Source organism: Prevotella histicola (genome assembly GCF_055385135.1).
The window spans coordinates 1,913,949-1,938,243 of sequence record NZ_AP043793.1; the positions used below are offsets into that span (position 1 = coordinate 1,913,949).

At 41.9% G+C, this 24,295-nt stretch carries 15 protein-coding genes and 1 pseudogene; 13 read left to right on the forward strand and 3 right to left on the reverse strand.

The window, feature by feature from the left end; all coding sequences use genetic code 11:
- The first annotated feature begins 23 nt into the window (after positions 1 to 23).
- The 4 genes from porM to priA all read left to right on the forward strand — a co-directional run bounded on the left by porM (position 24) and on the right by priA (position 6,408).
- Positions 24 to 1,613 carry a type IX secretion system motor protein PorM/GldM gene (gene porM / locus ACZ48L_RS07615; RefSeq protein ID WP_025791925.1) on the forward strand — a complete coding sequence of 530 codons (1,590 nt, stop codon included), beginning with the start codon at positions 24 to 26 and terminating at the stop codon, positions 1,611 to 1,613.
- Between the two features lie 97 nt (positions 1,614 to 1,710).
- Positions 1,711 to 2,751: a type IX secretion system ring subunit PorN/GldN gene (gene porN, locus ACZ48L_RS07620; RefSeq protein ID WP_008821946.1), complete on the forward strand. Its 1,041-nt coding sequence runs from the start codon at positions 1,711 to 1,713 to the stop codon at positions 2,749 to 2,751.
- Positions 2,752 to 2,835: 84 nt separating this feature from the next.
- Positions 2,836 to 3,480, forward strand: a complete 645-nt coding sequence (locus tag ACZ48L_RS07625) for a porin family protein (protein ID WP_025791927.1) — start codon at positions 2,836 to 2,838, stop codon at positions 3,478 to 3,480.
- A 621-nt stretch (positions 3,481 to 4,101) separates the two neighbouring features.
- Positions 4,102 to 6,408 (forward strand): replication restart helicase PriA, encoded by a 2,307-nt coding sequence (gene priA, locus ACZ48L_RS07630; protein ID WP_025791928.1) that lies wholly within the window; start codon positions 4,102 to 4,104, stop codon positions 6,406 to 6,408.
- Between the two features lie 107 nt (positions 6,409 to 6,515).
- On the opposite strand, the gene ACZ48L_RS07635 is transcribed toward priA, so the two are convergent.
- Entirely contained in the window at positions 6,516 to 8,114 is a 1,599-nt protein-coding gene (locus ACZ48L_RS07635; RefSeq protein WP_025791930.1) for a membrane protein, read from the reverse strand.
- A 494-nt stretch (positions 8,115 to 8,608) separates the two neighbouring features.
- Complete coding sequence (locus ACZ48L_RS07640; RefSeq protein ID WP_008821950.1) at positions 8,609 to 10,660, reverse strand: HD family phosphohydrolase; 2,052 nt, start codon at positions 10,658 to 10,660, stop codon at positions 8,609 to 8,611.
- A 106-nt stretch (positions 10,661 to 10,766) separates the two neighbouring features.
- On the opposite strand from ACZ48L_RS07640, the gene gltX reads away from it, so the two are divergent.
- From gltX to ACZ48L_RS07670, 6 genes and pseudogenes are all read left to right on the forward strand, one after another.
- On the forward strand, positions 10,767 to 12,284 hold the full coding sequence (gene gltX, locus ACZ48L_RS07645; RefSeq protein WP_025791931.1) for a glutamate--tRNA ligase: 1,518 nt from the start codon (positions 10,767 to 10,769) through the stop codon (positions 12,282 to 12,284).
- 32 nt (positions 12,285 to 12,316) lie between these two features.
- Positions 12,317 to 13,552, forward strand: coding sequence for a 3-deoxy-D-manno-octulosonic acid transferase (locus ACZ48L_RS07650; RefSeq protein ID WP_025791932.1), 1,236 nt, complete (start codon positions 12,317 to 12,319; stop codon positions 13,550 to 13,552).
- Positions 13,549 to 14,058 carry a hypothetical protein gene (locus tag ACZ48L_RS07655; RefSeq protein WP_025791933.1) on the forward strand — a complete coding sequence of 170 codons (510 nt, stop codon included), beginning with the start codon at positions 13,549 to 13,551 and terminating at the stop codon, positions 14,056 to 14,058. The genes ACZ48L_RS07650 and ACZ48L_RS07655 overlap by 4 nt, the downstream gene beginning before the upstream one ends.
- Positions 14,059 to 14,077: 19 nt before the next feature.
- Positions 14,078 to 15,166: a tryptophan--tRNA ligase gene (gene trpS, locus ACZ48L_RS07660; protein ID WP_025791934.1), complete on the forward strand. Its 1,089-nt coding sequence runs from the start codon at positions 14,078 to 14,080 to the stop codon at positions 15,164 to 15,166.
- Between the two features lie 589 nt (positions 15,167 to 15,755).
- Positions 15,756 to 17,930 carry a TonB-dependent receptor plug domain-containing protein gene (locus ACZ48L_RS07665; RefSeq protein WP_025791935.1) on the forward strand — a complete coding sequence of 725 codons (2,175 nt, stop codon included), beginning with the start codon at positions 15,756 to 15,758 and terminating at the stop codon, positions 17,928 to 17,930.
- Positions 17,931 to 18,067: 137 nt separating this feature from the next.
- Positions 18,068 to 19,315, forward strand: a pseudogene (locus ACZ48L_RS07670) (LptM family lipoprotein).
- A 292-nt stretch (positions 19,316 to 19,607) separates the two neighbouring features.
- Here ACZ48L_RS07670 and ACZ48L_RS07675 read toward each other — a convergent pair.
- The gene (locus ACZ48L_RS07675; protein WP_008821957.1) at positions 19,608 to 20,600 is read right to left on the reverse strand and encodes a malate dehydrogenase; all 993 of its coding nucleotides are present in this window, start codon (positions 20,598 to 20,600) and stop codon (positions 19,608 to 19,610) included.
- A 260-nt stretch (positions 20,601 to 20,860) separates the two neighbouring features.
- On the opposite strand from ACZ48L_RS07675, the gene ACZ48L_RS07680 reads away from it, so the two are divergent.
- The 3 genes from ACZ48L_RS07680 (at position 20,861) to ACZ48L_RS07690 (ending at position 24,291) form a co-directional block, all read left to right on the forward strand.
- On the forward strand, positions 20,861 to 22,639 hold the full coding sequence (locus ACZ48L_RS07680; protein WP_025791936.1) for an aminopeptidase P family protein: 1,779 nt from the start codon (positions 20,861 to 20,863) through the stop codon (positions 22,637 to 22,639).
- A 505-nt stretch (positions 22,640 to 23,144) separates the two neighbouring features.
- Entirely contained in the window at positions 23,145 to 23,336 is a 192-nt protein-coding gene (rpsU, locus tag ACZ48L_RS07685; RefSeq protein WP_008821959.1) for a 30S ribosomal protein S21, read from the forward strand.
- A gap of 76 nt (positions 23,337 to 23,412) precedes the next feature.
- Positions 23,413 to 24,291, forward strand: coding sequence for a tyrosine recombinase XerC (locus ACZ48L_RS07690; RefSeq protein WP_025791938.1), 879 nt, complete (start codon positions 23,413 to 23,415; stop codon positions 24,289 to 24,291).
- Positions 24,292 to 24,295 lie beyond the last annotated feature (4 nt).

Below are 24,295 nucleotides of genomic sequence, written 5' to 3' on the forward strand. Positions count from 1 at the left end.
ACATACAAAGAATAATAGAATTAATGGCTATTAAGAAGAGAAAGATTTCCCCTCGCCAGAAGATGATTAACTTAATGTATGTCGTCCTCATGGCAATGTTGGCTTTGAATATCTCAACGGAGGTACTCAATGGCTTCTCTGTTGTTGAGGAGAGTCTCAATCGCACTACGGGAAATTCATCTAAAGAGAACGAAGCGATCTTCGGTGAGCTTGACCAAATGATGCGTAAGAACCCTCAGAAGGTTAAGCAATGGTTCATGATGGCATCAACAGTGAGGGAGATGAGTGATTCTCTCTATAATTATGCACAGTCATTAAAGGTTGCAATTGTTCGTGAAGCAGATGGTCCAGATGGGGATCCTCAGAAGATAGAAGGTAAGGATAACATAGAGGCTGCAAGCTACGTGATGCTGAATCCTGGCACCGGGCAAGGGCATAAGCTCTATGAAGCCATCAACAGTTATCGCTCTCGTATTCTTCAGTTTGTTACTGATTCTCGTCAGAAGAAGATTATTGCCAGCAACCTTTCAACTGCTGTTCCTTCTCATTCAATGGGTAAGAATTGGGAAGAATACATGTTTGAGAACATGCCAACGGCTGCTGCTGTCACGCTTTTGTCTAAACTTCAGAGTGACGTTCGCTACGCAGAAGGTGAAGTCCTCCATACTTTAGTAGCTAATGTCGGTCTGAAAGATATACGTGTGAATAAGCTGCAGGCTTTTGTTGTCCCAAGTCAGACGCGTCTTTATCCTGGTGAGACAATGACAGCCCAGATGTTTATGGGTGCAGTTGACTCTACCCAGCAACCTCAGGTTTATGTCAATGGACAGCTTATTCAAGGCAATAAGATAACTGTCAAGGCAGGTTCTCCTGGTAAACATACTTTGAGTGGATATATCCTGATTAAGGATATGGCTGGAAATGTGCTGCGAAGGAACTTCTCACAGGACTATTGGGTCACTGGTGGACCACAGCCTAAGCGTTATATTAGTCCTGACGGTATGCAGAAGACACCTCCATTTGACGGCATGGCAACGATTGCAGCCGATTTAATGAATGTGCTTTATGCTGGTTTCGACAATCCAATCACCATCAGTATTCCTAATACGTCACAACGAGATGTACAGGCAACGATGTCGGGCGGATCACTTATCGCACGAGGTGGTGGACATTTCGTAGCTCGTCCTTCCGCAGTAGGGCAGCCTGTTACTATTTCTGTTTCAGCTAAGGGACGTAAGATAGGAGAGTATAAGTTCCGTGTTCGTAAGTTACCTGACCCATCACCTTATATCGCTATGGGCGCTGACCGTTTCAAGAGCGGTCCACTTTCTAAAGGCGTACTCATGTCAGCACCGGGTATTCATGCCGCAATTGATGATGGTCTGCTTGATATTCCATTTACTGTAACCAGCTTCCGTGTTGTCTTCTTTGATAATATGGGCAATGCTGTTCCATTGTCAAGTAATGGTGCATCTTTCTCTGCTCAGCAGAAAGAACAGTTCCGTCAGTTAAGTCGTAATAAACGATTCTATATTACAAATGTCGTTGTCCATGGTCCAGACGGAACAACCCGAACACTTAATGGGCGTAACATGGAGGTCATCGTGAGATAGTAAATGAAGTTGAGAGGGGCTATAAGGGCAGATGAAATAAGCATAACACATCCCATGTAGTTCCTTTCTTCCTACGAAAAGAAAAAATAAAGAAGCAATGAAAAGAATATTTCTTATAGGTTGTACAGTTCTGTTTGCCGTTATGGCATCAGCCCAGCCTGCCGCACGCAGGACTCAGCAGCGCCAATCACCTGCTAATACCATCAGTACTCGGGCACAGATATCTTTTCCGACGACAGCACCTATGGAAGAAGATGTTGTCTGGCGGCGTGATATTTATCGTGAGTTGAAGTTGGATGATGATGCTAATGCCGGACTGTATTACCCTGTAGAGCCTGTCGGCTCACAGATGAATCTCTTCACTTATATCTTTAAGTTGATGATGAACGGTCCTAAACGTGGTGGTATTGCCGCCTATACGTATCGTATGGATGGCAACGAAGTCTTTACCGACTCTGCACGTGTTAAGCCATTGCAGTTCCTTGATAACTATCATATCTTTTATGAACGTACCGACCATGGCATTCGTCTTGATAACAGTGACATCCCTTCAGCTGAGGTTAAAGGCTATTATCTGAAGGAGAGTGCATATTATGATCAGAACAGTGGAACCTTCCATCGTAAGGTTGATGCACTTTGTCCGATTATGTATCGTGAGGACGACTTCGGTGATGGTGAGGTGAAGTATCCGTTGTTTTGGGTGAAATATGATGATTTAGCACCATTCCTTGCCAAGCAGACCATTATGACAAGTAATCTGAATAACGCTGCCACGATGAGTGTTGATGATTATTTCACCATGAATATGTATCATGGAAAGATCTATAAGACGACGAATATGCTCGGTAAGACCCTTGCCCAGTATTGTTCTAATGACTCTGCTTTGAGTGCAGAACAGAAGAAGATTGAACGTGAGTTGGCTACATTCGAGCGGAATATCTATGGTGATCCGTCACGTCGTGATAGTCTCGATAGCATAGCTGCAGCCGCAGACGGTGCTAAGGCTTCTAAGAGATCTGCACGTGGACGTCGTGGAGCAGGCGGTTCAAGCTCTGTTCGTAGTAGTCGTCGGTCGTCAGGGAGTAGTGCTGCTACTGGTGGATCTGCACGTGTGACAGTACGCCGTGAGCGCCATTAAGTAAGTCTAAAGATTGTCAAACCAGGATAACCTATTGCTTACGAACTAAGTTCTCGGCAGTAGTTTTCATTAAAATTATTTATTATGAAGAAAGTACTTTTTATCGCTTTAGCAGCTATTACCAGTCTGTTTGCTATCCCAGCAAATGCACAGGAACCCCTAAAGTTTGGTGTTAAGGCTGGTTTGAATGTGACAGATATGAAGTTCAATAGTGATGTATTCGATAAGACCAACCAGGCTGGATGGTTCATTGGTCCAACGGTAAAGTTCACTCTTCCTGTTGTAGGCTTGGGTATGGATGTCTCTTTGCTCTATGATTATCGTGCGGCAAAGTTGACATACGATGATGATAAGAAGACGGTGAAGCAGCAGCAGATTGCCATTCCTATTAATGTCCGCTACTCAGTAGGGTTAGGAAGTGCTGCAAGTATCTTTGCTTTTGCTGGTCCACAGATTGGATTTAATGTTGGTGACAAGGACTTCCATTGGACGCAAGGAAGCAGTTATGCACTGAAGAAGAGCGATTTCAGTGTTAACCTTGGTTTTGGTGTGACTGCTTTGAAGCATCTTCAGGTGACTGCAAATTACAATGTGGTTTGTGGTAAGACTGCTGATGTAACGTGGAAGACAGCAACAGATGCTGCTGGTGATGCACTTGGACTTAAGAAGAAAGAGAAGAAAGGCAGCCGTAACAACTCTTGGCAGTTGGGTGTAGCTTACTTCTTCTAAGGTAGAGCCAATAGATTTGAGCATTACATACACCCGTTGAGGGTGATTAAGAGCATAAGAGGGAATGTCCCCGTCAGTCTAATAAGAGATCTTAGACTGACGGGGACTTTCTTTTTCTCTTATCTGTGTATATGTAAACAATAAGATATGCTTCCTTCTTCTAACGTGTCCAACGACTTGGATAAGCTTGTCCAGCGAATTGGACAAACGTGTCTAATGAATTGGACAAACGTGTCTAACGAATTGGACAAACGTGTCCAACGAATTGGACAAACGTGTCCAGCGGATTGGACAGACGTGTCCAGAGAATTGGACAGACGTGTCTAACGAATTGGACAAACGTGTCTAACAGATTGGACAGACGTGTCCAATAGTCATTATCAAGGTTAGTAACCATGCGAATGACGATAGATTATCATTCAGATGACCGGTGATGGTGGCGTATGTAAGGGCTTATCTGTACTTAAGGTAGGCAGAAGAGAGTTGTATATCACAGTGTTGTTTTTACATTATTGTACTTTAAAGTTACCGTAATCTCTGCTTTTCTTCGTACATTTGTATGCAAACCAGATAACATTCAGCTGGATAATATTAATCAGACATTGAACAGGAGACAAACGAATGACATACGCAAATATCATATTACCCTTACCTCTTGAAGGCTTATTCACCTATGGCGTACCTGATGCGTTGGCATCTCGGGTGCAAGTGGGGGTACGTGTCAGGGTCCCGTTAGGTAAAAGTAAGACGTATGTTGGTATTGTTGCTGAGTATCCCGTTGCCCTCCCGGCATCAGGTAGTGGGGTGGTGGACAATGAGAAGAAGATTGTTTATAAGGATATTCTCGAGGTATTGGATGCTACTCCCATACTTCTTCCCCAGCAATTACGGCTTTGGCGTTGGATTTCCGATTACTATATGTCGCCTATCGGTGATGTCTATAAGGCTGCCCTCCCATCTGGTTTGAAGGCAGAGGACGGCTATCGTCCACGCACAGAGTTATACGTTCGCCTTGCTGATAACTTCCGCAATGAACGTAGTCTCACGTTGATGATTGATGCAATGAAGCGCGCTTCAAAGCAAGTGGAAGTCCTTATGGCTTATCTTCGGCTCGCAGGAGTGGATGGAGTGGAGCATCTAACGACAGAAACACCTCTTCGTGAGGTCACACGGGAGGAGCTTATGAACGATACGCATACCACGATTGGCGTTATTCGAGCATTGACAGACAGGAAACTCCTTGTTACGTATGAGAAGGAAGTAGGGCGTTTGAATGATAACGTACTCCCTCATCCAGAGCATATCAAGCCTTTGAATGAGGCACAGACCGAAGCATATAATCAGATTCTTATTCAAATGATGGGCCATCCCGTGACACTTCTGCATGGAGTAACGTCATCAGGGAAGACAGAAATATATATCCATCTCATTCAAAAAGCCATTGACGAGCACAAGCAGGTGTTGTATCTCTTACCGGAAATAGCCCTTACCGTACAGATAACAGAACGTTTGAAAGCCGTATTTGGTAATCGGTTGGGTATTTATCACAGTAAGTACAGCGATGCAGAGCGTGTTGAGATATGGCAGAAACAACTATCAGCCCAGCCATACGACGTGATACTCGGTGCTCGGAGTGCCGTATTCTTACCTTTCCAGCGCCTTGGACTTGTCATTATCGATGAAGAACACGAGCAAAGTTTCAAGCAACAAGACCCAGCTCCACGTTATCATGCCCGTTCTGCAGCTATTGTTCTGGCACAGATGTATGCCGGTGCAAAGACCCTTTTGGGTACAGCCACCCCTTCAATGGAGACCTATTATAATGCACAACAGGGCAAGTATGGTCTTGTTGAGCTGACTCGGCGTTATAAAGATATCCATCTGCCTGCCATAGAAGTGGTTGATGTGAAAGACCTCTACCGCAGGAAGATGATGACAGGTCCGTTCTCTCCACGTCTGTTGTCAGCTGTTCGTGAAGCTTTAAAGCGAGGTGAGCAAGCCATATTGTTCCAAAACAGGCGTGGGTTCGCGCCCATGGTAGAGTGCAGACAGTGTGGATGGGTACCGAAATGTCCTGACTGTGATGTGTCGTTGACCTTCCATAAGAACCTCAATGTTCTCACCTGCCACTATTGCGGATATACCATGCGGGTGCCAGAGGAGTGCCCTTGTTGCGAAAGCAAGGACATCCGAGGTCGTGGATATGGTACAGAAAAGATTGAAGACGAGATTCGTAATATCCTTCCTGAGGCGCGAATTGCTCGTATGGACCTTGATACTACCCGCACAAAGAATGCTTATGAGCGTCTGATATATGATTTCTCTACGGGTAAGAGTAATCTCTTGATAGGGACACAGATGATCTCCAAGGGACTTGACTTCGATAAAGTGTCTGTTGTGGGGATATTAAATGCTGACTCAATGTTGAACTATCCCGACTTCCGTGCTTATGAACAAGCCTTTATGATGATGAGCCAAGTGAGTGGAAGAGCTGGCAGAAAGGGGAGACAAGGGCTTGTGATTCTGCAGACAAAGAGTCCCGAATTGCCCGTTATACAGCAAGTAGTGAGAAATGATTATCGTGGTTTCTATACCAATCTCTTGGAAGAACGGCATGATTTCCATTATCCTCCTTTCTATCATCTGGTGTATGTCTACTTGAAACACAGGGATGAGAATATCGTTAATTCAGCTGGTTTGGAACTTGGAAGCAGACTTCGGGAGGTGTTTGGGACACGTGTTCTCGGTCCTGATAAGCCTGCTGTAGCACGTGTGAAGACGTTGAGTATTCGCAAGGTAGTACTGAAATTAGAGAATGGGATAGACCTTCCACGTGTCCGTCAGTATCTTCGTGGAGTGCTCGATGCCATGATGAAAGATAAACGTTATGGTGCTCTGCAGGTTTATTATGACGTGGATCCGTTGTAAGATTTAAGCTCCTTACACCTTATTATATAGTATAACTGAAGGCGGAAGACAATCAGGACACATCCTGTTGTCTTCCGCCTTTTATAATGTCTATAGTCTTTGATTGCTTACAAGTCGATGTCTATACCAGCACTTAATACTTTATTTGTACGTGTGAAGATATCAGTATTCTTAGTAGCTATGCTCTGTGTGCCTACCTTTATCTCACCATCATACTGCTTATTGAACTTAGAATAGTCAGTGAAGAAGTATGCTACGTTCAGGTGTGCATTCTTAGCAACCTTTATCTTAGCACCGAATCCGAAGCTATAACTGCTGGTTACGAAGCTGAGATCAGAGAGATATTTACCGTCTCCAAGTCCATAGAGAGTGCGTTGTCCGCCTGCACTGACAGTAACTGTTGGTGTTACGTCCCACTCAACACCAGCAAGGAACTCCTGAGTGTTGTGTGCCAAGTCGCGTTGTTTGTTCTTATCCATACGTGCATCCTTATCAAAGTAATAGTGATAACTTGCCATAACACGCAGATTCTTCTTGACTTCATATTGTGCACCCAGTGCTAATATACCTGGAAGGTCGTTGGGTGTGTTCACACCATCTTGGAACTGACCAGTGTCATCACGCTTTGTATCGTTCTCAATGTTGAACTTTGTTGTGAACTCATAGCGTGCACCGAAGTTCCATTTGCCTGTACGATAGTCTATACCGATGATAGGCGTGATACCCCATCCACGTTGTGTGCAGTCGAGATAACGGTCTTTTACCAGTTCTTTACTGCTACTTAACTTGTCAGCACTAGCTGCAATCTTCTGTGCACCGGCTGCAAACTGCTGTGCAGCACCAAGGAGTTGAGCCTTAGTGGTTGGGTCTGTAGCAGCTGCAGCCTGTGCTTGATACTCTGCCGCTTTGGTTTGATAGGCGGTAGCCTTCTCTGTTAGAGCCTTTACCTTGTCATCAAAATAGTTGTAAAGGTTCTGGTTGTTGCCTCCAACATTGGCAGATATGTTTGTGATGTTGCCTTGATATTTGTTGTAGATGTAGTTGAAACGTGCACCACCAAATACTGATAAATGCTCGTTAATCTTATATGCTGCACCAATTTGGAAGCCGAAATCGTATTGCTGACCACTCATATAACTTTGCAAACTATATGAGGTTGCTGGTGTTTCTTGCTGTCCTAAAAGCTGTGCAAAGGTTGGAAGCTGCTGGTTGATAAGGGCAGGAAGCAATGAAACCTGACGTTCGAAGCTTGGCAAACCACTGTTGAACGTAGCCTTTCCACCACCTCCTGTTAATCCAAAACCAGCCTGAAGACTCCAGTTACCTTTGTTATAGGCTACCTGAAATGAGGGAAGGATAGGCGCAGAAGCCTTACCTTTATAGAACTTACTACCATCTTCTGCACCACCATTGAGCTTGAATGGGTATTCATAAGGCGTATTAGCAAATGCTGGTACACTGAATGAAGAGGTAATCTCACGTGTCTGATAAACATTCTGGATGCTTAAAGAGATGTGAACACCATCACCTAAAAAGACAACACCTGCTGGGTTGAAATACACACCATCAATGCTGATAGCACCTTCACGTGCAAAACTACGGTTGAAAGCAACACTTTGGTTGGTATTTGTAAGCAGTCCTCCGGCTTGTGAAGTAGTTGCCATTGCCAGCAAAGCTGCTGCAATAACGATTTTCTGATGTTTCATTATTAGTTTGAAAATATGTTTAAATCGTATAATAATTGGCTGCAAAGTTAAATATATTGTCCTAAACTTCCAAATATTTATCTTGTTTTTCTCCTTAATGCTTCGTTTTGTTAATAGGAGTTGTGGGGTGTGCGGGATATCTAAGAGCCGTGAATGGGTGGTTTGAAAAAGTCTTACAACTTTAAGATGGGTATTTTTAGTTGAACACAAGAAATCTGTGCTGTTTGCTGTTTGTAACGTAAAGATTATCAGTAGGTTACAAATCACGTTGTAAAAGGGCATCTTTTGCACTTCAAAAGGGCGTCTTTTACCATGCAAAAGGGCATCTTTTATCATGCAAAAGGGCACCTTTTACAATGCAAAAGAGCATGTATTGTTTTCGTGTTGTGATTTATCTTGACATTAAGTGATATACTTCTGGTGTCTGTATAACGAAAAAAGAGCGTACTACCATGTGGTAATAACGCTCTCTTTTATTGTTTATAGGATCCGTATTATACCTTTAATTCAGGGTATTGAATACGTGTGTGATACATTGATTTCAGTCGTTCTATAAGAACATTCTTGGCTGCAGTGATGTCACGGAAGGTGATTGGGCAGTCAGTAAAGAATCCTTGGGCAACCTGGTCATCAATAAGTCGGTTGACCAAAGTACTGATACTCTCTTCAGTATATTCCTTCAGAGAGCGTGAAGCAGCCTCAACGGTATCACTCATCATGAGGATAGCCTGCTCACGTGTGAATGGATTAGGACCTGGATAGCGGAACTGCTCCTCGTTAACCTCCTCGTCAGGATGTTCATTCTTATAATGTATATAGAAGTATTTAGTCAGTCCTGTACCATGATGTGTCGTAATGAACTCTTTAATCTCTCGTGGTAGATTGTATTTTTCAGCCAGTTTGAGTCCTTCAGTGACGTGACTGATGATGATACGGGCGCTCTCCAGGTCGTTCAACTTATCATGAGGATTCACTCCAGCTTGGTTTTCTGTGAAGAAAACAGGGTTAAGCATCTTTCCAATGTCATGATAGAGTGCTCCCGTACGTACCAGTTGGCTTTTCGCTCCAATCCTGTTTGCAATCTCTGTTGCGAGGTTTCCTACGGTGATAGAGTGTTGGAAGGTACCTGGTGCCACCTCACTCAGTCGGCGCAAGAGCTCACTATTGGTGTTTGAAAGCTCAAACATAGTAACAGTAGATACAAATCCAAAGGTCTTCTCTATGACCAACATCAGCGGATAAGTAAAGAGAAGGAAGAACCCATTGACTGCAAAATGGTAATACATCGTTTGGTCAAGCTTTGACAAATCGTCTGCTTGAATGAGCTGAAGAGCAAAGTATACAGCTGCAGAGCCGATGGTTACGAGTAACGCCGTTAGGAAAATCTGACTTCTTTTGGATAATTCCCGAAGCGAATAGATGGCAACAAGTCCTGCAACAAGCTGTACGATGATAAATTCATATTGGTATTTCACGGCTACGGCACTGATGAGTACCATTGTAGCATGGCCAATAAAAGCCGTTCGGGAGTCCATGAACACACGGAAGAAGATAGGTGCCATGGTGAATGGAAGTATGTAAACGCTTAGGATATTGTGCTCCATCATTAATGATGTCAGGATAGGGAAGATGACAATCATTGCATAAAGGAGAGATATAGAACGTGGTTTGTCGAAGTAATCCTTGCGGAAAAGTGCTAAATAAAGTGTAAACAAACCTATCAGGATGAGTACATATATAGTCTGTCCTATGAGTGTTGAGGTGATTTCAGCCTTGGTTGCATTGCGCTTTTCCATGGCTTGTTCAAAAGAATTCAGTACACGATAAGTCTTTGCATCAACGATATCACCACGGTCAATGATACGTTGTCCTTCCATAACCATACCCGATGCCTGTGGAATAAGACTGAGCATATCATTCATTTCCGTCTCACTACGATCCTTATCATAGACTAAGTTCGCCTCAATATAGTCGTTCAAGTTGCACTGTTGTAGTATGGAACGCTTAGGACCAAGGGTTGGATCCATAAAAAGATGCTCATAAGCACCGATCGTAGAGTATGTCTTATTGATGGGAACACTCACAGCTTGTTTACCAGTAACAACACGAATGAGATTGTCACTGTCCTTTACTAATGTTGAATATTGTTGAGGATCAATGACTCCCGCTTCATAAATATCATGTAAACGGTGTGCTATTACCTCTGTATATTCCTTTGGTAGTCCTGGAATACCATTCTTATACGCCTCTCTAAAGCGCATAATATTCTTTTGTTCAACAGTAGGATTGATATTAAAGTAAGGCTGGAAATGCTTCATCATGGAGTCACGTTCAGCCTTGAGAGCCTCCTCTGTCTTGAAAATAGGGAAGTCAAACTTGGCGATAAGTTGCCCATACATCCATGGTTTTCCCTCATCATAATGAAAGAGTTTACCCTCCGTACGTGGCAGAAAGAGTACTATCAGCACCACGGCAACAATGACCAATGCCGATCTTGATGCTATATTACGCCAATAATGATTCTCTATATTTTTAAATTTTATCATATTTACAATTGTTTCATGAAACCTCTTTTGGCTTGCGAAAATACTAAAAATATGGCGTATAGTCAAAAAAAAGCATTAATTTTGCACAAAAATAATCTTTAAAACAATGGCAGAAAGCAATGTAAGAGTACGTTTTGCACCAAGTCCTACAGGTCCTTTACATATCGGTGGTGTGCGTACTGCTCTGTATAATTACCTCTTTGCACGTCAGCATGGTGGTAAACTTATCTTTCGTATAGAGGATACTGACTCTAATCGTTTCGTTCCTGGGGCAGAGGAATATATCCTTGATTCTTTCAAATGGTTAGGAATAACCTTTGATGAAGGGGTTAGCTTCGGTGGGGAACATGGTCCTTATCGCCAAAGTGAGCGCCGTGAAATCTATAAGAAGTACGTCAATCAGCTTTTAGAGGCAGGTAAAGCTTATATTGCCTTTGATACTCCTGAAGAGTTAGAGGCTAAGCGTAATGAGATTCAAAACTTCCAATATGATGCCCATACACGTCAGCAGATGCGTAATTCGTTGACAATGCAAAAGGAAGAGGTTGATAAACTGATAGAAGATGGGCTGCAGTATGTTGTTCGTTTCAAGATAGAACCGGGTGAAGAAATCCATGTTAATGACATGATACGTGGGGATGTTTGTATCAAGAGTGATATCCTTGATGATAAGGTTCTTTATAAAAGCGCTGACGAACTTCCTACTTATCACCTCGCAAACATTGTTGATGATCACTTGATGGAAATCTCTCACGTCATCCGTGGTGAGGAATGGCTGCCCAGTGCACCGTTACACGTATTGTTGTATCGGGCATTTGGTTGGGAGGATAGTATGCCTCGTTTTGCACATTTGCCTTTATTGTTAAAGCCAGAAGGCAAAGGAAAGTTAAGCAAACGTGATGGTGACCGCCTTGGTTTCCCTGTGTTCCCAATGGAATGGCATGACCCTAAGACAGGTGAAGTAAGTTCTGGATATCGTGAAAGTGGCTATTTCCCTGAAGCTGTTGTTAACTTCCTGGCACTATTAGGATGGAATCCTGGCACAGAACAAGAGCTCTTTACTTTGGAGGAGTTGGTAAAAGCCTTTGATATTACTAAGTGTTCAAAGAGTGGAGCCAAGTTCGATTATCAGAAAGGGATATGGTTTAACCACGAATATATCCTGCGTAAGAGTGATGAAGAGATAGCTCAACTCTTTGCTCCTATTGTTGCTAATAATGGTATTGAGGCTACAATGGACCAGATAAGGCAGGTTGTTCATATGATGAAGGACCGTGTCAGCTTTGTGAAAGAGCTATGGGATCTTTGCTCTTTCTTCTTTATTGCACCAACAACTTACGATGGGAAGACGGTAAAGAAGCGTTGGAAAGAGTATTCTGCTCAGCAGATGACGGAGTTGGCTGACGTGTTAGAGGGGATTGATGACTTCTCAGTTGAAGGTCAAGAGCCCGTTGTCATGAAGTGGGTAGAGGATAAAGGCTACAAACTGGGCGACATTATGAATGCTTTCCGCCTCACTTTGGTAGGTATTGGGAAAGGTCCTGGTATGTTTGATATCTCTGCTTTCCTTGGAAAAGAGGAGACTCTGAGACGTATGCATAAAGCTATTGAGGTGTTAGGGTAAAGGAAATAAAGGGCTAAAACAGTTGAGCCGATATGTATAATATAATAATGTATATCATACAGCTTGGTGTTGCCATTGGCAGTATCTTCAATGATAAACTGCGGAAGATGTGGCAAGGCGAGCGGGATGCTGTACAAACACTACGTAAGAAGGTGGAACCCGATGCTGATTACATCTGGTTTCATGCTGCATCATTGGGTGAGTTCGAACAGGGACGACCATTGATGGAGCAGATAAAGAAGTCTTATCCGCAATATAAGATCCTGCTTACGTTCTTCTCTCCATCAGGTTATGAGGTGAGAAAGAATTATGAAGGAGCTGATATCATTACCTATTTGCCAATCGATACGGTTGGTAATGCACGTCAATTCCTTCGTACAGTGCGCCCTGTTATGGCTTTCTTTATTAAGTACGAGTTCTGGTATAATTACCTTCATATCCTCCAATACCGTGGCATACCAGCATATAGTGTGTCGAGTATCTTCCGTCCTGACCAGGTATTCTTTAAGTGGTATGGACGTGGATATGGGCGAGTCTTGAAGTGTTTTACTCGTTTTTTTGTTCAGAATGAGGAGAGTAGGAAGCTTTTGGAATCAATAGGAATACATGATACGATGGTTGTTGGCGACACTCGTTTCGACCGTGTATTGCAGATTAAAGAGGCAAGTAAGCAGTTGCCGATAGTTGAACGATTCGTTAAAGGAACTCCTGAAGACCCCAAAAAGGTCTTTGTTGCAGGCTCATCATGGCAGCCTGATGAAGAAATCTTCTTGAAATATTTTAATAATCATCGTGATTGGAAACTCATTGTGGCGCCACATGTCATAGGAGAGGACCATCTTAAGTTCATATTTTCACTCATAAAGGACAAGAAAGTAGTGCGTTATACGCAGGCAACAGAAGACAATGTGGCTGATGCTGACGTACTTATTATCGATTGTTTCGGCTTGTTGTCATCCGTTTATCACTATGGTGACGTAGCATATGTGGGTGGTGGATTTGGTGTTGGTATACATAATGTACTTGAAGCAGCCGTCTGGGGAATGCCAGTTTTGTTTGGTCCGAACAACAAACACTTTGCTGAAGCACAAGGATTGCTGCAGAGTGGCGGAGGAATTGAGATTGAAGATTATGAGACATTCAGCTTGATAATGTCTCAGTTGAGCGATGATTCTGCTTATTATGACACATGTGGACAAGAAGCAGGAGCGTTCGTACAGAGTCTGGCAGGTGCAACAAAGAAAGTATTAAGTAGTGTAAAGTTATGAAATATCAGATAACATGCGATAACTGTGGTACTCAATTCGTCGTTGAGGCAGGTGAAGGATCAACGATTGAGTGCGAATGTCCTCACTGTCATAGTACCATGGAGGTCACATTACCATTGGTAAGTGAAGGTCAACAGTATACTCCACAGGCGGAAGGGATATCCGATCCTCCACAAAAGAAGGATGGAGACCATAATACTATCTTGTGGGGAATAGTCATAGGACTGCTCTTGTTGGCAATAGGAATAGGTGCATACGTTGCTTTCAGACCAACACCACCAGCGGCATCAACGGCTGATACCACTCTGATGGATTCTATTCCTTACACTGCCCCAGTAGAAGATACTCCTCCACCAGTAGTTGATACTGTAGCAACAGACCCTGAAGAGGATGCTCCTGTAGACGAAAGCGAGGTTGAAGAGAAGCGTTCTTCAGAGCCAACAGATACTATAGATGTTGCCCCACATGAGGAAAAGCATCAGAACGGGACATCCAATCGTGAATAAAAAAGTAAAGTAAAGATACATGGGAAAGATTATTTTGACAGGTGACCGACCAACTGGTAAGTTGCATCTTGGTCACTATGTTGGTTCACTTCGCCGTCGGGTGGAGCTCCAGAACCAAGGTGACTATGATAGAATGTTTGTCTTCATGGCTGATGTTCAGGCCCTGACAGATAACGCAGATAACCCAGAGAAGATTCGACAGAATATCATAGAGGTGGCATTAGACTATCTTTCAGCTGGACTTGACCCACAGAAGTGTACGTTGTATATACAAAGTCAGATTCCAGAGTTGGCAGAATTGACCACCTTCCTGATGAATCTTGTCAGTGTTAGTCGTGTTCAGCGCAACCCAACGGTGAAAACAGAGATTAAGATGCGCAACTTTGAAGCTAATATCCCAATGGGTTTCTTTGCTTATCCAGTGTCTCAGGCTGCTGACATTGCTGCCTTTAAGGCTACTACAGTACCAGCAGGTGAGGATCAGGAACCAATGCTTGAGTTGACACGTGAGCTTGTTCGCCGTTTTAATCAGGTATATGCTCCTGTGCTCGTTGAGCCGAATATCATGCTTCCAGAGAATGCAACAGCACGTCGTCTACCTGGTACTGACGGAAAAGAGAAGATGAGTAAGAGTCTTGGAAACTGTATCTACCTGTCTGATGATGCTGATACTGTATGGAAGAAGGTGAAGACTATGTACACCGATCCTACTCATTTGAATATCTCTGATCCTGGCCATGTAGAGGGAAACGCCGTCTTTACTTATCTTGATGCCTTCTCTACAGATGAGGATTTTGCGGAATTCTGGCCGGAATTTAAGAGTCTTGATGAGCTGAAAGCTGCCTATACAGCCGGTGGTATCGGTGATATGAAGTGTAAGAAACTACTCAACAGCGTTCTTAATAAGATGCTTGAGCCTATACGTGCACGTCGTCATGAGTATGAACAGGATATTCCTGAGATCTATAACATTCTCAAGAAAGGTTCACTTGACGCCCGTGAAGTAGCAGCAAAGACTATGGATGAGGTGCGTGCTGCCATGCAAATCAATTACTTTGAGGATGAAGCATTGATTCAAAGTCAGGCAGAGCGATTCAAACAGAAGTAAGAACAAAGGAGCAGGACAGCTCTTTTGAAGATAATAATAGTAAAGACTGGAACGTATTAAAGGACCAAGAATCTTTTGATACGTTCTTTTTTTATGTCTATGACTCAGCCTTTGGGGGTGTCATCTTGCAGTGTGAACAGAATGATAGTGTGCATGTTTTGTAATGATAAATGATACCCTACAAATCAATAGGTGCTCTTTTGCATCTTAAAACATGCCCTTTTGCATCTCAAAAGGGCATGTTTTACATTGCAAAAGGGCGTCTTTTGAAGTACAAAAGGGCGTCTTTTACTTTGCCTTTCATAACCGTTTGATAATCTGTTGGTTATAAATTCTGTTTTTCTCTGTTTCCTTTCTGAAATCAATAAGTCATGAAGATTATTTTGTAAAACAATTTGTTAAGTCCTTAATTGTATATTAAGTAACTTGTAAACTTGGCAACTCGTCCACATGTTTGCCTATTTACTTAGTTTTAGGTATTGTCCATTATTTCGTAAATCTTTAATTTTGTAACCAATATTTAGAATAAACTTGTTTAATACCGAGGGCTTTATTGAAATTGACAGAGAGTCCTTAATCAACAATTTACATGAAGAATAAATTAAGAGTTCTTATAGTTGGGAGAATTCATTATTGTTTTCTTTCGTATAAGATAGTAATAACTCTGTTCTTTTTATCTGCCTTTTTCCCCTTTACAGGTTATGCACAGGAGGATGTAAAGCGTGATACGACCGTTGCTATGAAGGAAGTTACGGTGACAGCACGGAGTGAAATCAGGAAGTTAAGAGAGTCTGCAATGCCGATATCGGTTATCGGGCAACGACAATTACAAGGTACTGCATCTAATATTAATGATGTCCTTGCCCGTACAGTTGGTGTCACTGTGCGCAATACTGGTGGGTTAGGTAGTGCCTCTCGCATATCTCTTCGTGGCTTAGAAGGTAAACGCATGGGAATGTATGTAGATGAAACTCCTATGTCACAGTTGAGCAATTTTGTTGCACTGAATGATATTCCAACGAATATGATAGAGCGTATTGAAGTTTATAAGGGTATCGTTCCTTATAAGTTTGGTGGTTCGGCATTAGGTGGAGCAGTTAATGTTGTGACGAAAGAGTACCCTCCTGTCTATTTAGATTTCTCTTATGAGCTTGGCTCTTTCAATACTCATCAGGTGTCAACAGTGTTTAAGCGGACCGACAAGAAGAGTGGTTTACAGTTTGGTATAGGTGGTGCCTTCTCGTTTTCAAAGAACAATTACAAGATGACCTTGGCAAATTTGGACAATAGAATTGTGGAAAGAGACCATGACAAGTTCAATAAAGTCATGGCTGGAATGTCAGTTAAGGCTACTAAATGGTGGTTTGATGAGATGAAGTTCGAACTGATTTTCCTGAAAACGAGGCAGGAGATACAAGGAATTGACCTTGATGTGCGTGAAGCTTATAACCATTCTATTAGTGGAGTAACGGCTCTGACGCTGAAACGTAAGGACTTTTTCTTGGATGGACTCGACTTAGATTTCGATATTGGGTACGTTGTTGGGAAGTATGGACTGCATGATACAGCCATGAATCGTTATGATTGGGATGGTAATGCACTGCCTCCAGTCTCTCCGTTTGGTGGAGAACAGAATAATTTTCCATCTGATGGGCATAGTCGTTCGAACGAGTTGACTTCGAAACTCAATATGGGGTATACCATAGATATGCACCATAGTGTTAACTTTAATGCTTATTTTGATAGGAATTCACTTCACCCGAATGATCCTTTGATGGATAAAGCTTTAGGATTTAAGTCTAATTTCCCAAGTAAGATGAACACGCTTACGTTAGGATGGTCATATGATCTGACCCTCTTTGATGGTCGTTTCCAGAATGCATTCACGTTTAAGAACTTTATTTTCTCATCACATTCTCGTAGCATAGATGTCTATTCTGTGCGTGAACCAGAGCCTGTAAAGATTTCGAAGTCTTATGTTGGCTTCAGTGATGCTATGCGTTATAAGTTTACTGAGGACTTAATGCTGAAGGCTTCATTCAATTCTGAGGTGCGAATTCCTACAAGTGAGGAGCTGATTGGTAATGGATATTCTATTCTTGCATCACCAGCTCTGAAGCCAGAACGTACAACTGGAGTAAATATCGGTATGCTTTATCGACATTTGAAGAAGCATGGTGGACTGGTAGAGATTGAGTTGAATGGCTTTTATAATCAGTTGAAAGACATGATAAGGTTCACACCTGATATGATTCCAACAATGGCTCGCTATCGTAACTTTGGTAGTGTACGTACGAGAGGTGTTGAACTTGATGTTAAGGGAGATGTCTGTCCAGTACTTTATCTTTATGCGAATGGTACTTATCAAGACCTTCGTGACGTGCGGAAGTTGACACCAGGAACTACTGTCGAGAATCCCACCTATATGAAACGTATCCCAAACGTACCTTATCTATTAGCAAACTTTGGTGCAGAGTTCCATAAAGAAAACCTCTTTGGAGGAAAGGAACAGAACACACGTTTCCTCTTTGATGCCTCATACGTGCATACATATTACTATGATTTTGAAGTAAGTCGGTATCAAGATAAGAAGATTCCTTCTGCTTTGACGATGGATGCAGCGGTGGAACATAGTTTTGGGAATGATCGGTGGACATTGACTTTCAAGGTGAAGAACCTCACTAACCGTCGTGTTGTGTCTGAATTTAATCGTCCGTTGCCTGGCCGGTATATTGGATTCAAAGTTAGATATCTTTTGAAATAGTATTATAAAGCGTTGGAAAGAACAATGGGCTCTATATAGTAAAATGTACTGTGAAAGGTTATATCTTCTTTTGCATATTGCATTATGCCGCTTTTTGATATAGTCTATATAATATTCCTACAATAAATAATAAAACAATGAAAAAGTTTAAACTGATCTTTTCAGCCGTAGTATTTACGGCTTTGTTTGCTGGATGTGGTAACAGTGGTGATGATCCTACGCCAGGTCCTGATCCTAAACCAGAAGGAAAAGAATTCCATGGTGTAGTCTTTGCAACTGGAATTACCAATCCTGAAGGTAGTAGCGGTAATGTGTATGTGCAAACATTACCAAGTCTTTTACCCGGAAAATATGATAATAAAAACAGTATCCCTTGTGGTTTTGGTGCTACACCTATTGTGACCGAATCAGGAAATGTCTACACTTTCCCTGATTATATGGGTAATACGAAAGCTGAGATTAACCGTTATCGTATCATGGGAGATGGTACGTGGAAGAAGGAAGGTGCTTTGTCTATTCCTGCAGGAGCATCTGCTTGTAACATTGTAGAAGCAAGCAACGAGAAAGCTTACGTCAGTTTGCAGGGTATTGGTAAGGTTATGGCATTCAATCCTGTGACAATGACGAAGATCACTGATATCGATCTTAATGATTTGAAGCAGGAGGATACGAGAGTAGCACCAGCTGCAATGATCATTCGCGATGGTAAACTCTTTGTCGGATTGAACCAGATGAACGCATAGTATATGCCTACTCGTAATAATATTGAGTTTGCAATGATTGATGTAAAGACAGATAAAGTGGAGAAACACATTGTTAATCAGTCTTTGAATATGTGTTTTGCTACACGTCCAATAGATGCTGGATCTATCTTTATGGATGAAAATAAGGATATATACTTCAACTGTGTCGGCTCATTTGGCTTCATTCCAGGGCTGAATGGAGGTATTGCTCGTATAAAGAATGGTTCTACAGAGATAGATCCAGATTATTTTATTCGTCTTAATCAGACGGAAGTTGCTGGCTTATCTACGAAGCATGCTGATTATATCTCAACGATGTGCTATGCAGGAAAGGGCTTGCTCTATGCTTATATTAGCTCGAATGCTCTTGCACCAGATGCTATGACGAATCCTTATGTAGCTATGACAAATGTACCAGTGGTAATAGATTTGAAACAAAAGACGATGACACTTATCAATGGTATGGAGATTTCTAATCCTCAAGGTATTGCTGTTGCTAAGCATAAGAACCTGATTGTCTTCGGTAGTGCTAATAAGAAGGCTACGGGTTTCTATACTTATAACCCTGAAACCAGAGAAGTTGCAGGTCCAATTATACAAGTAACAGGTAACCCTTGCTTCTTCCATAGCTTTGAGAAGTAAAAGGTATGATAAAAAGAAAGGGGATGTGTCAAAATAGACACATCCTCTTTTTTATTGAAACACTTGACCATTTTTTACGAAACAGTCAACCCTTTTTGAAAAAACAGTCGACTGTTTTTTTAAAATACTCGACTGTTCTGATAAGAACGGTTGTCCCTTTTTGCGGACAGAATAAGCTTTAAGAAACAAAAAGAGAGGATGTGTCTATTTTGACACACCCTCTTTTATCATTACTATTATAATAGTTACTGTTAACTTGTTAAGTCATCAACTCGTTAACTCATCAACTATATTACAAATTAGCGTTGTCTTTCTTCCAATCAGCAACAGCTGGTACGATGTCAAGACTGATGATTTCCTCACGCATTTTGCAGAGGTGCTCGTAAGAAGCCTGGAGAGAAGCCATCTCCTCTGGAGTACCTGTTGGCTCAGAGTAGTGAACACCAGTAGCGTCGATTGTTGTAGGCATAGCCATCATAACGTTCTTGAAGCCGAGCTTCTCGTCGTTCACATAGCAACCAGCAGGCAATGTAAACTTCTCACCACCCATAGCAGCCTCAATCATCTTAACAGCGTTGTAAGCTGGGCTCTGGAATGAGCTACGACCACGAAGCTTGATGATATTTGAACCACCCTGTACAGTATGATGCTTAATCTCTTCCCAACGCTCAGCTGAGAGACCCATCTCTGATAATGGCTTGCCATCAACCTTAACCTGAGAAGCAAATACAGCCATCTGCTCACCGTGACCACCGTAGGTGTGTGCACCGGTAACCTTATCCTGCTGTACACCGAACTCATGAGCCAAAGCCTGCTGTAGACGAGTTGAGTCGAGAGCAGCGAGTGATGTCAACTGGTTTGGCTTCAAACCAGAGTGGATAAGAGCTGTCAATGCTGTAACGTCAGCTGGGTTGAAAATAACAACAACGTGCTTTACGTCTGGGCAGTATTTCTTGATGTTCTCACCGAAGTCAGCTGCAATCTTGCAGTTACCCTTCAACAAGTCCTCACGTGTCATACCCTCCTTACGAGGAGCACCACCAGAAGAGATGATGTACTTAGCACCAGTGAAAGCCTCTGCAGGGTCAACAGTGTAAGAAAGGTTAGCACCTGGGAAAGCACACTGCTCCATCTCGTCGAATACACCATGAACGCCTGGCTCATAGATATCATATAGACAGATGTTAGGAGTAAGACCGAGTGTAAGAGCGGTCTGAACCATGTTTGAACCAATCATACCGCCTGCACCGACGATAACAAGTTTCTCGTTTGTTAAATAATTCATAATAAATATATGTTTTAAGAATATAACTTTCCGCTACTTCTGTACGGCAAAGTTACGAAAAAAAGACAATAAGGAAACAAGAATCAGTAATAAATATGTTATTTAATATAAAAAGAAACATCAATGTAAAGTCGATTTTGCAATTCATGAAAATTCTCAACTACCTCTACTTGTATGTTTAGTAATTAATGCTTATCTTAGCAGCGGGAATGGTATGCATTCCTGTATAGTGTGATTTGTTGAACCTATAATTGTAAAATATGAAACAGACAATACAAGAGCGCTTGACTATCCTTCGTCAAGTAATGAAAGAGCAAGGGATACATGCGTTTATTTTTCCAAGTAGTGACCCTCATAATAGTGAATATGTTGCAGAGCATTGGAAAGGTCGTGAATGGGTATCCGGCTTTAATGGTTCTGCAGGAACAGCTGTCGTGACCTTAAAGCACGCTGCTTTATGGACTGACTCACGGTATTTCATTGCGGCAGCTGAGCAGTTGGCTGGTACAGAATATCTGTTGATGAAAGATCGTTTGCCTGATACGCCCTCGATTAGTGAATGGATTGCACAAGAATTGTCAGACTATGAGAACCCTGTTGTCGGAGTAGATGGTACTGTGAATACGTATGCCAGTTTGTGTGAACTTATGAATGAGTTGAATATAGCAACTTTTGTAACCAACCTTGATCCCTTAGCAACAGTATGGAATGATCGTCCTTCTATTCCAAAGGATAAAATTGTTCTTCATTCTTTGGAGTATGCTGGTGAGCCAACAACTAGTAAAATTAATCGTATACGGGAATATCTGCAGGCTCATCATGCTGATGGGTTATTGGTAACGGCTCTGGATGAAATAGCTTGGACATTGAACCTACGAGGAAAAGATGTGCATTGTAATCCGGTTTTTGTTTCCTATTTGCTCATCTCACAGGATAGTGTGATGTTCTTTGTCAATGAAGAAAAACTGCCGGATGATGTGAGAAACTATCTCTTAGAGGAGGCAGTCTCCGTAGAACCATATGAAGCTGTTTTAGATAAGGTTAAAGGTTATAAAGGGCGGAGGCTACTGATGGACCCTACTTCTGTAAATTATAACCTCGTAACAGCAGTAGATAAAACGAAGAGAATTCTGGGTATTTCACCTATCCCTATGATGAAAGCCGTCAAGAATAAGACCGAACAAGATGGATTCCGTGCAGCAATGTTACGCGACGGGATTGCCATGGTGAAGTTTTTGGCATGGCTGAAACCTGCTGTTGAGGCTGGAGGGCAAACAGAAATAACACTTGATGAACATCTGACAGCATTGCGTGCTGAGCAACCTCTCTTTAAAGGGATCTCTTTTGATACTATCGTTGGATATGAAGCACATGGTGCAATCGTGCATTATGAAGCTACTCCTGAAACCGATATACCTGTAAAGCCATATGGACTGGTACTTATTGATAGTGGAGCACAATATCAAGATGGCACAACGGATATAACACGAACCATTGCTTTAGGTAGCTTGACAGAAGAACAACGTCGGGTTTATACGTTGGTATTAAAGGGACACATACAACTTGACATGTGCCGGTTTCCTGATGGAGCATGTGGGTCACAGATAGACGCTATAGCTCGTGAATCAATGTGGCGTGAAGGTTATAACTATATGCATGGTACAGGACATGGAGTAGGAAGTTATCTGAATGTTCATGAAGGTCCTCATCAAATACGTATGGAGTGGAAACCTGCACCTCTTCATGCTGGAATGACAGTTACAGATGAGCCCGGACTTTATTTGGAAGGAAAGTTTGGAGTACGTATCGAGAATACATTGCTAATAGTTCCTTCGGAAACAACGCCTTTTGGAAAGTTCCTTAAGTTTGAGACTCTTACTCTTGCACCGATTGATACAACTCCTATTATACAAGATATGTTAACTCCTGAAGAGCTTACTTGGTTGAATAATTATCATCATCGTGTATATGAGACTCTTTCTCCTTACCTGGAAAAGAATGAGAAAAAGTGGTTAGAGGAAGCGACACGTCCACTGTAAGTATACTGAATTGGAGTGGATCTTTATAAGATTTAGATGTATCAGCGGAATTATATTATAAGTTTATTTTGGTAAAGGGTTTGCCGTTGCTTTCAGCTCTTTGTACAAGTTGCTGTTATATAGATTCCTATGACTCTATGTCTATTGATGATAGTTACTGCAAAATTAGAAGTAAATCGATAAAATCCATAAGGAAGCTTTATTCTGTGCGGCGTTAAAAGATAAGTAACTTGCATGATGGTGTAAATGAAGTTGGGAGTGAGGCTTTATCTGTGTATAGCATCTGTTAGAATACTTTATATGTTTAAAGATGTTGAAACCTTTGAAAACTTCTTTGTGTCTACCGTAAACACGGAGTTGAAAAAAGTAAATTAAAGGGATAGAAAGTCGGAAAAAAACACAAATGTTTGGCAGTTAGGAGAATAAAGTGTAACTTTGCAGCCGCAAAAGTGGTGTCATGCCCTTTTGTGAATGTCTAATTAATAAAAAAATAAAAACAAAAAGCATGATTATTGTACCAGTTAAGGACGGTGAGAACATCGAGCGCGCGCTCAAGAAGTTCAAGAGAAAGTTTGAGAAAACAGGTGTTGTTAAGGAGCTTCGTGCTCGTCAGCAGTTTGACAAACCATCTGTTAAGAAACGCTTGAAGATGGAACATGCCGTTTACGTACAGCAACTTCGCGACAAAGAAGAGTAAAAACTTCTTTAAAAAATTTGGTAGTTCGGATTAATTTCCGTAAATTCGTTGCCAGTAAAGGTTTGACAACGCGCCGATGATAGAGATGTTCTTAGATTATTTGCGGCTAGAGAGAAATTATTCTTTGTTGACCGTAAAGAGTTATCGTGAAGACTTAAGTGACTTTGAACGATTCTTTGAATCTCTTGATTCGCAAGTCTCTTGGACATCGGTAGATGCTGATGTTATCCGCAATTGGATGGAGTATATGATGGATAGGGGGAACTCTGCGTCTTCGGTGAATCGAAGATTAAGCGCTCTGAGATCATTCTATCGTTTCGCACTTCGTAAGAAAATTGTCCAAAGAGACCCTGTTCATGGTTTGCAAGGACCCAAAAAGAAAAAGCCGTTACCCCAGTTTCTTAAAGAAACAGAAATGGAACGGCTCTTGGATTCAAAGATGTGGACCGATAGTTATGAGGATGTCCTCTCGCGTACATTAATAATAATGTTCTATGAGACGGGGATTCGTTTATCAGAACTGACGGGGTTGGATGATAAAGATGTGGATAGTGTTACTTGTGAAATAAAGGTGACAGGTAAGAGAAATAAGCAGCGTATCATTCCTTATGGTGAGAATTTGGCAAAAACGTTGGCTATATATCGGCAGAAACGTGATGCTATGGTGAAAGATGGATCTGCTGCATTCTTTCAAACTAAGGTGGGAGAGAGAATGAGCGGTGCACAGGTAAGAAGTTTGGTAAAGAAGAATTTGTCAAAAGTGTCAACGTTGAAGAAACGAACACCACACGTTCTTCGCCATACATTTGCCACAGCTATGCTTAATCATAATGCGGGGCTGGAAAGTGTAAAGAAGTTGCTCGGTCATGAGAGTCTCTCTACGACAGAGATATATACTCATACAACATTTGAGCAACTGAAAAAAGTCTATAAAAATGCCCACCCAAGGGCTTAACCTT

Bases quoted from the DNA above. Each gene is read 5' to 3' on its own strand.
- porM (WP_025791925.1), top strand. From the start codon at position 24: ATGGCTATTAAGAAGAGAAAGATTTCCCCTCGCCAGAAGATGATTAAC.
- porN (WP_008821946.1), top strand. From the start codon at position 1,711: ATGAAAAGAATATTTCTTATAGGTTGTACAGTTCTGTTTGCCGTTATG.
- ACZ48L_RS07625 (WP_025791927.1), top strand. From the start codon at position 2,836: ATGAAGAAAGTACTTTTTATCGCTTTAGCAGCTATTACCAGTCTGTTT.
- priA (WP_025791928.1), top strand. From the start codon at position 4,102: ATGACATACGCAAATATCATATTACCCTTACCTCTTGAAGGCTTATTC.
- ACZ48L_RS07635 (WP_025791930.1), bottom strand. From the start codon at position 8,114: ATGAAACATCAGAAAATCGTTATTGCAGCAGCTTTGCTGGCAATGGCA.
- ACZ48L_RS07640 (WP_008821950.1), bottom strand. From the start codon at position 10,660: ATGATAAAATTTAAAAATATAGAGAATCATTATTGGCGTAATATAGCA.
- gltX (WP_025791931.1), top strand. From the start codon at position 10,767: ATGGCAGAAAGCAATGTAAGAGTACGTTTTGCACCAAGTCCTACAGGT.
- ACZ48L_RS07650 (WP_025791932.1), top strand. From the start codon at position 12,317: ATGTATAATATAATAATGTATATCATACAGCTTGGTGTTGCCATTGGC.
- ACZ48L_RS07655 (WP_025791933.1), top strand. From the start codon at position 13,549: ATGAAATATCAGATAACATGCGATAACTGTGGTACTCAATTCGTCGTT.
- trpS (WP_025791934.1), top strand. From the start codon at position 14,078: ATGGGAAAGATTATTTTGACAGGTGACCGACCAACTGGTAAGTTGCAT.
- ACZ48L_RS07665 (WP_025791935.1), top strand. From the start codon at position 15,756: ATGAAGAATAAATTAAGAGTTCTTATAGTTGGGAGAATTCATTATTGT.
- ACZ48L_RS07675 (WP_008821957.1), bottom strand. From the start codon at position 20,600: ATGAATTATTTAACAAACGAGAAACTTGTTATCGTCGGTGCAGGCGGT.
- ACZ48L_RS07680 (WP_025791936.1), top strand. From the start codon at position 20,861: ATGAAACAGACAATACAAGAGCGCTTGACTATCCTTCGTCAAGTAATG.
- rpsU (WP_008821959.1), top strand. From the start codon at position 23,145: ATGATTATTGTACCAGTTAAGGACGGTGAGAACATCGAGCGCGCGCTC.
- ACZ48L_RS07690 (WP_025791938.1), top strand. From the start codon at position 23,413: ATGATAGAGATGTTCTTAGATTATTTGCGGCTAGAGAGAAATTATTCT.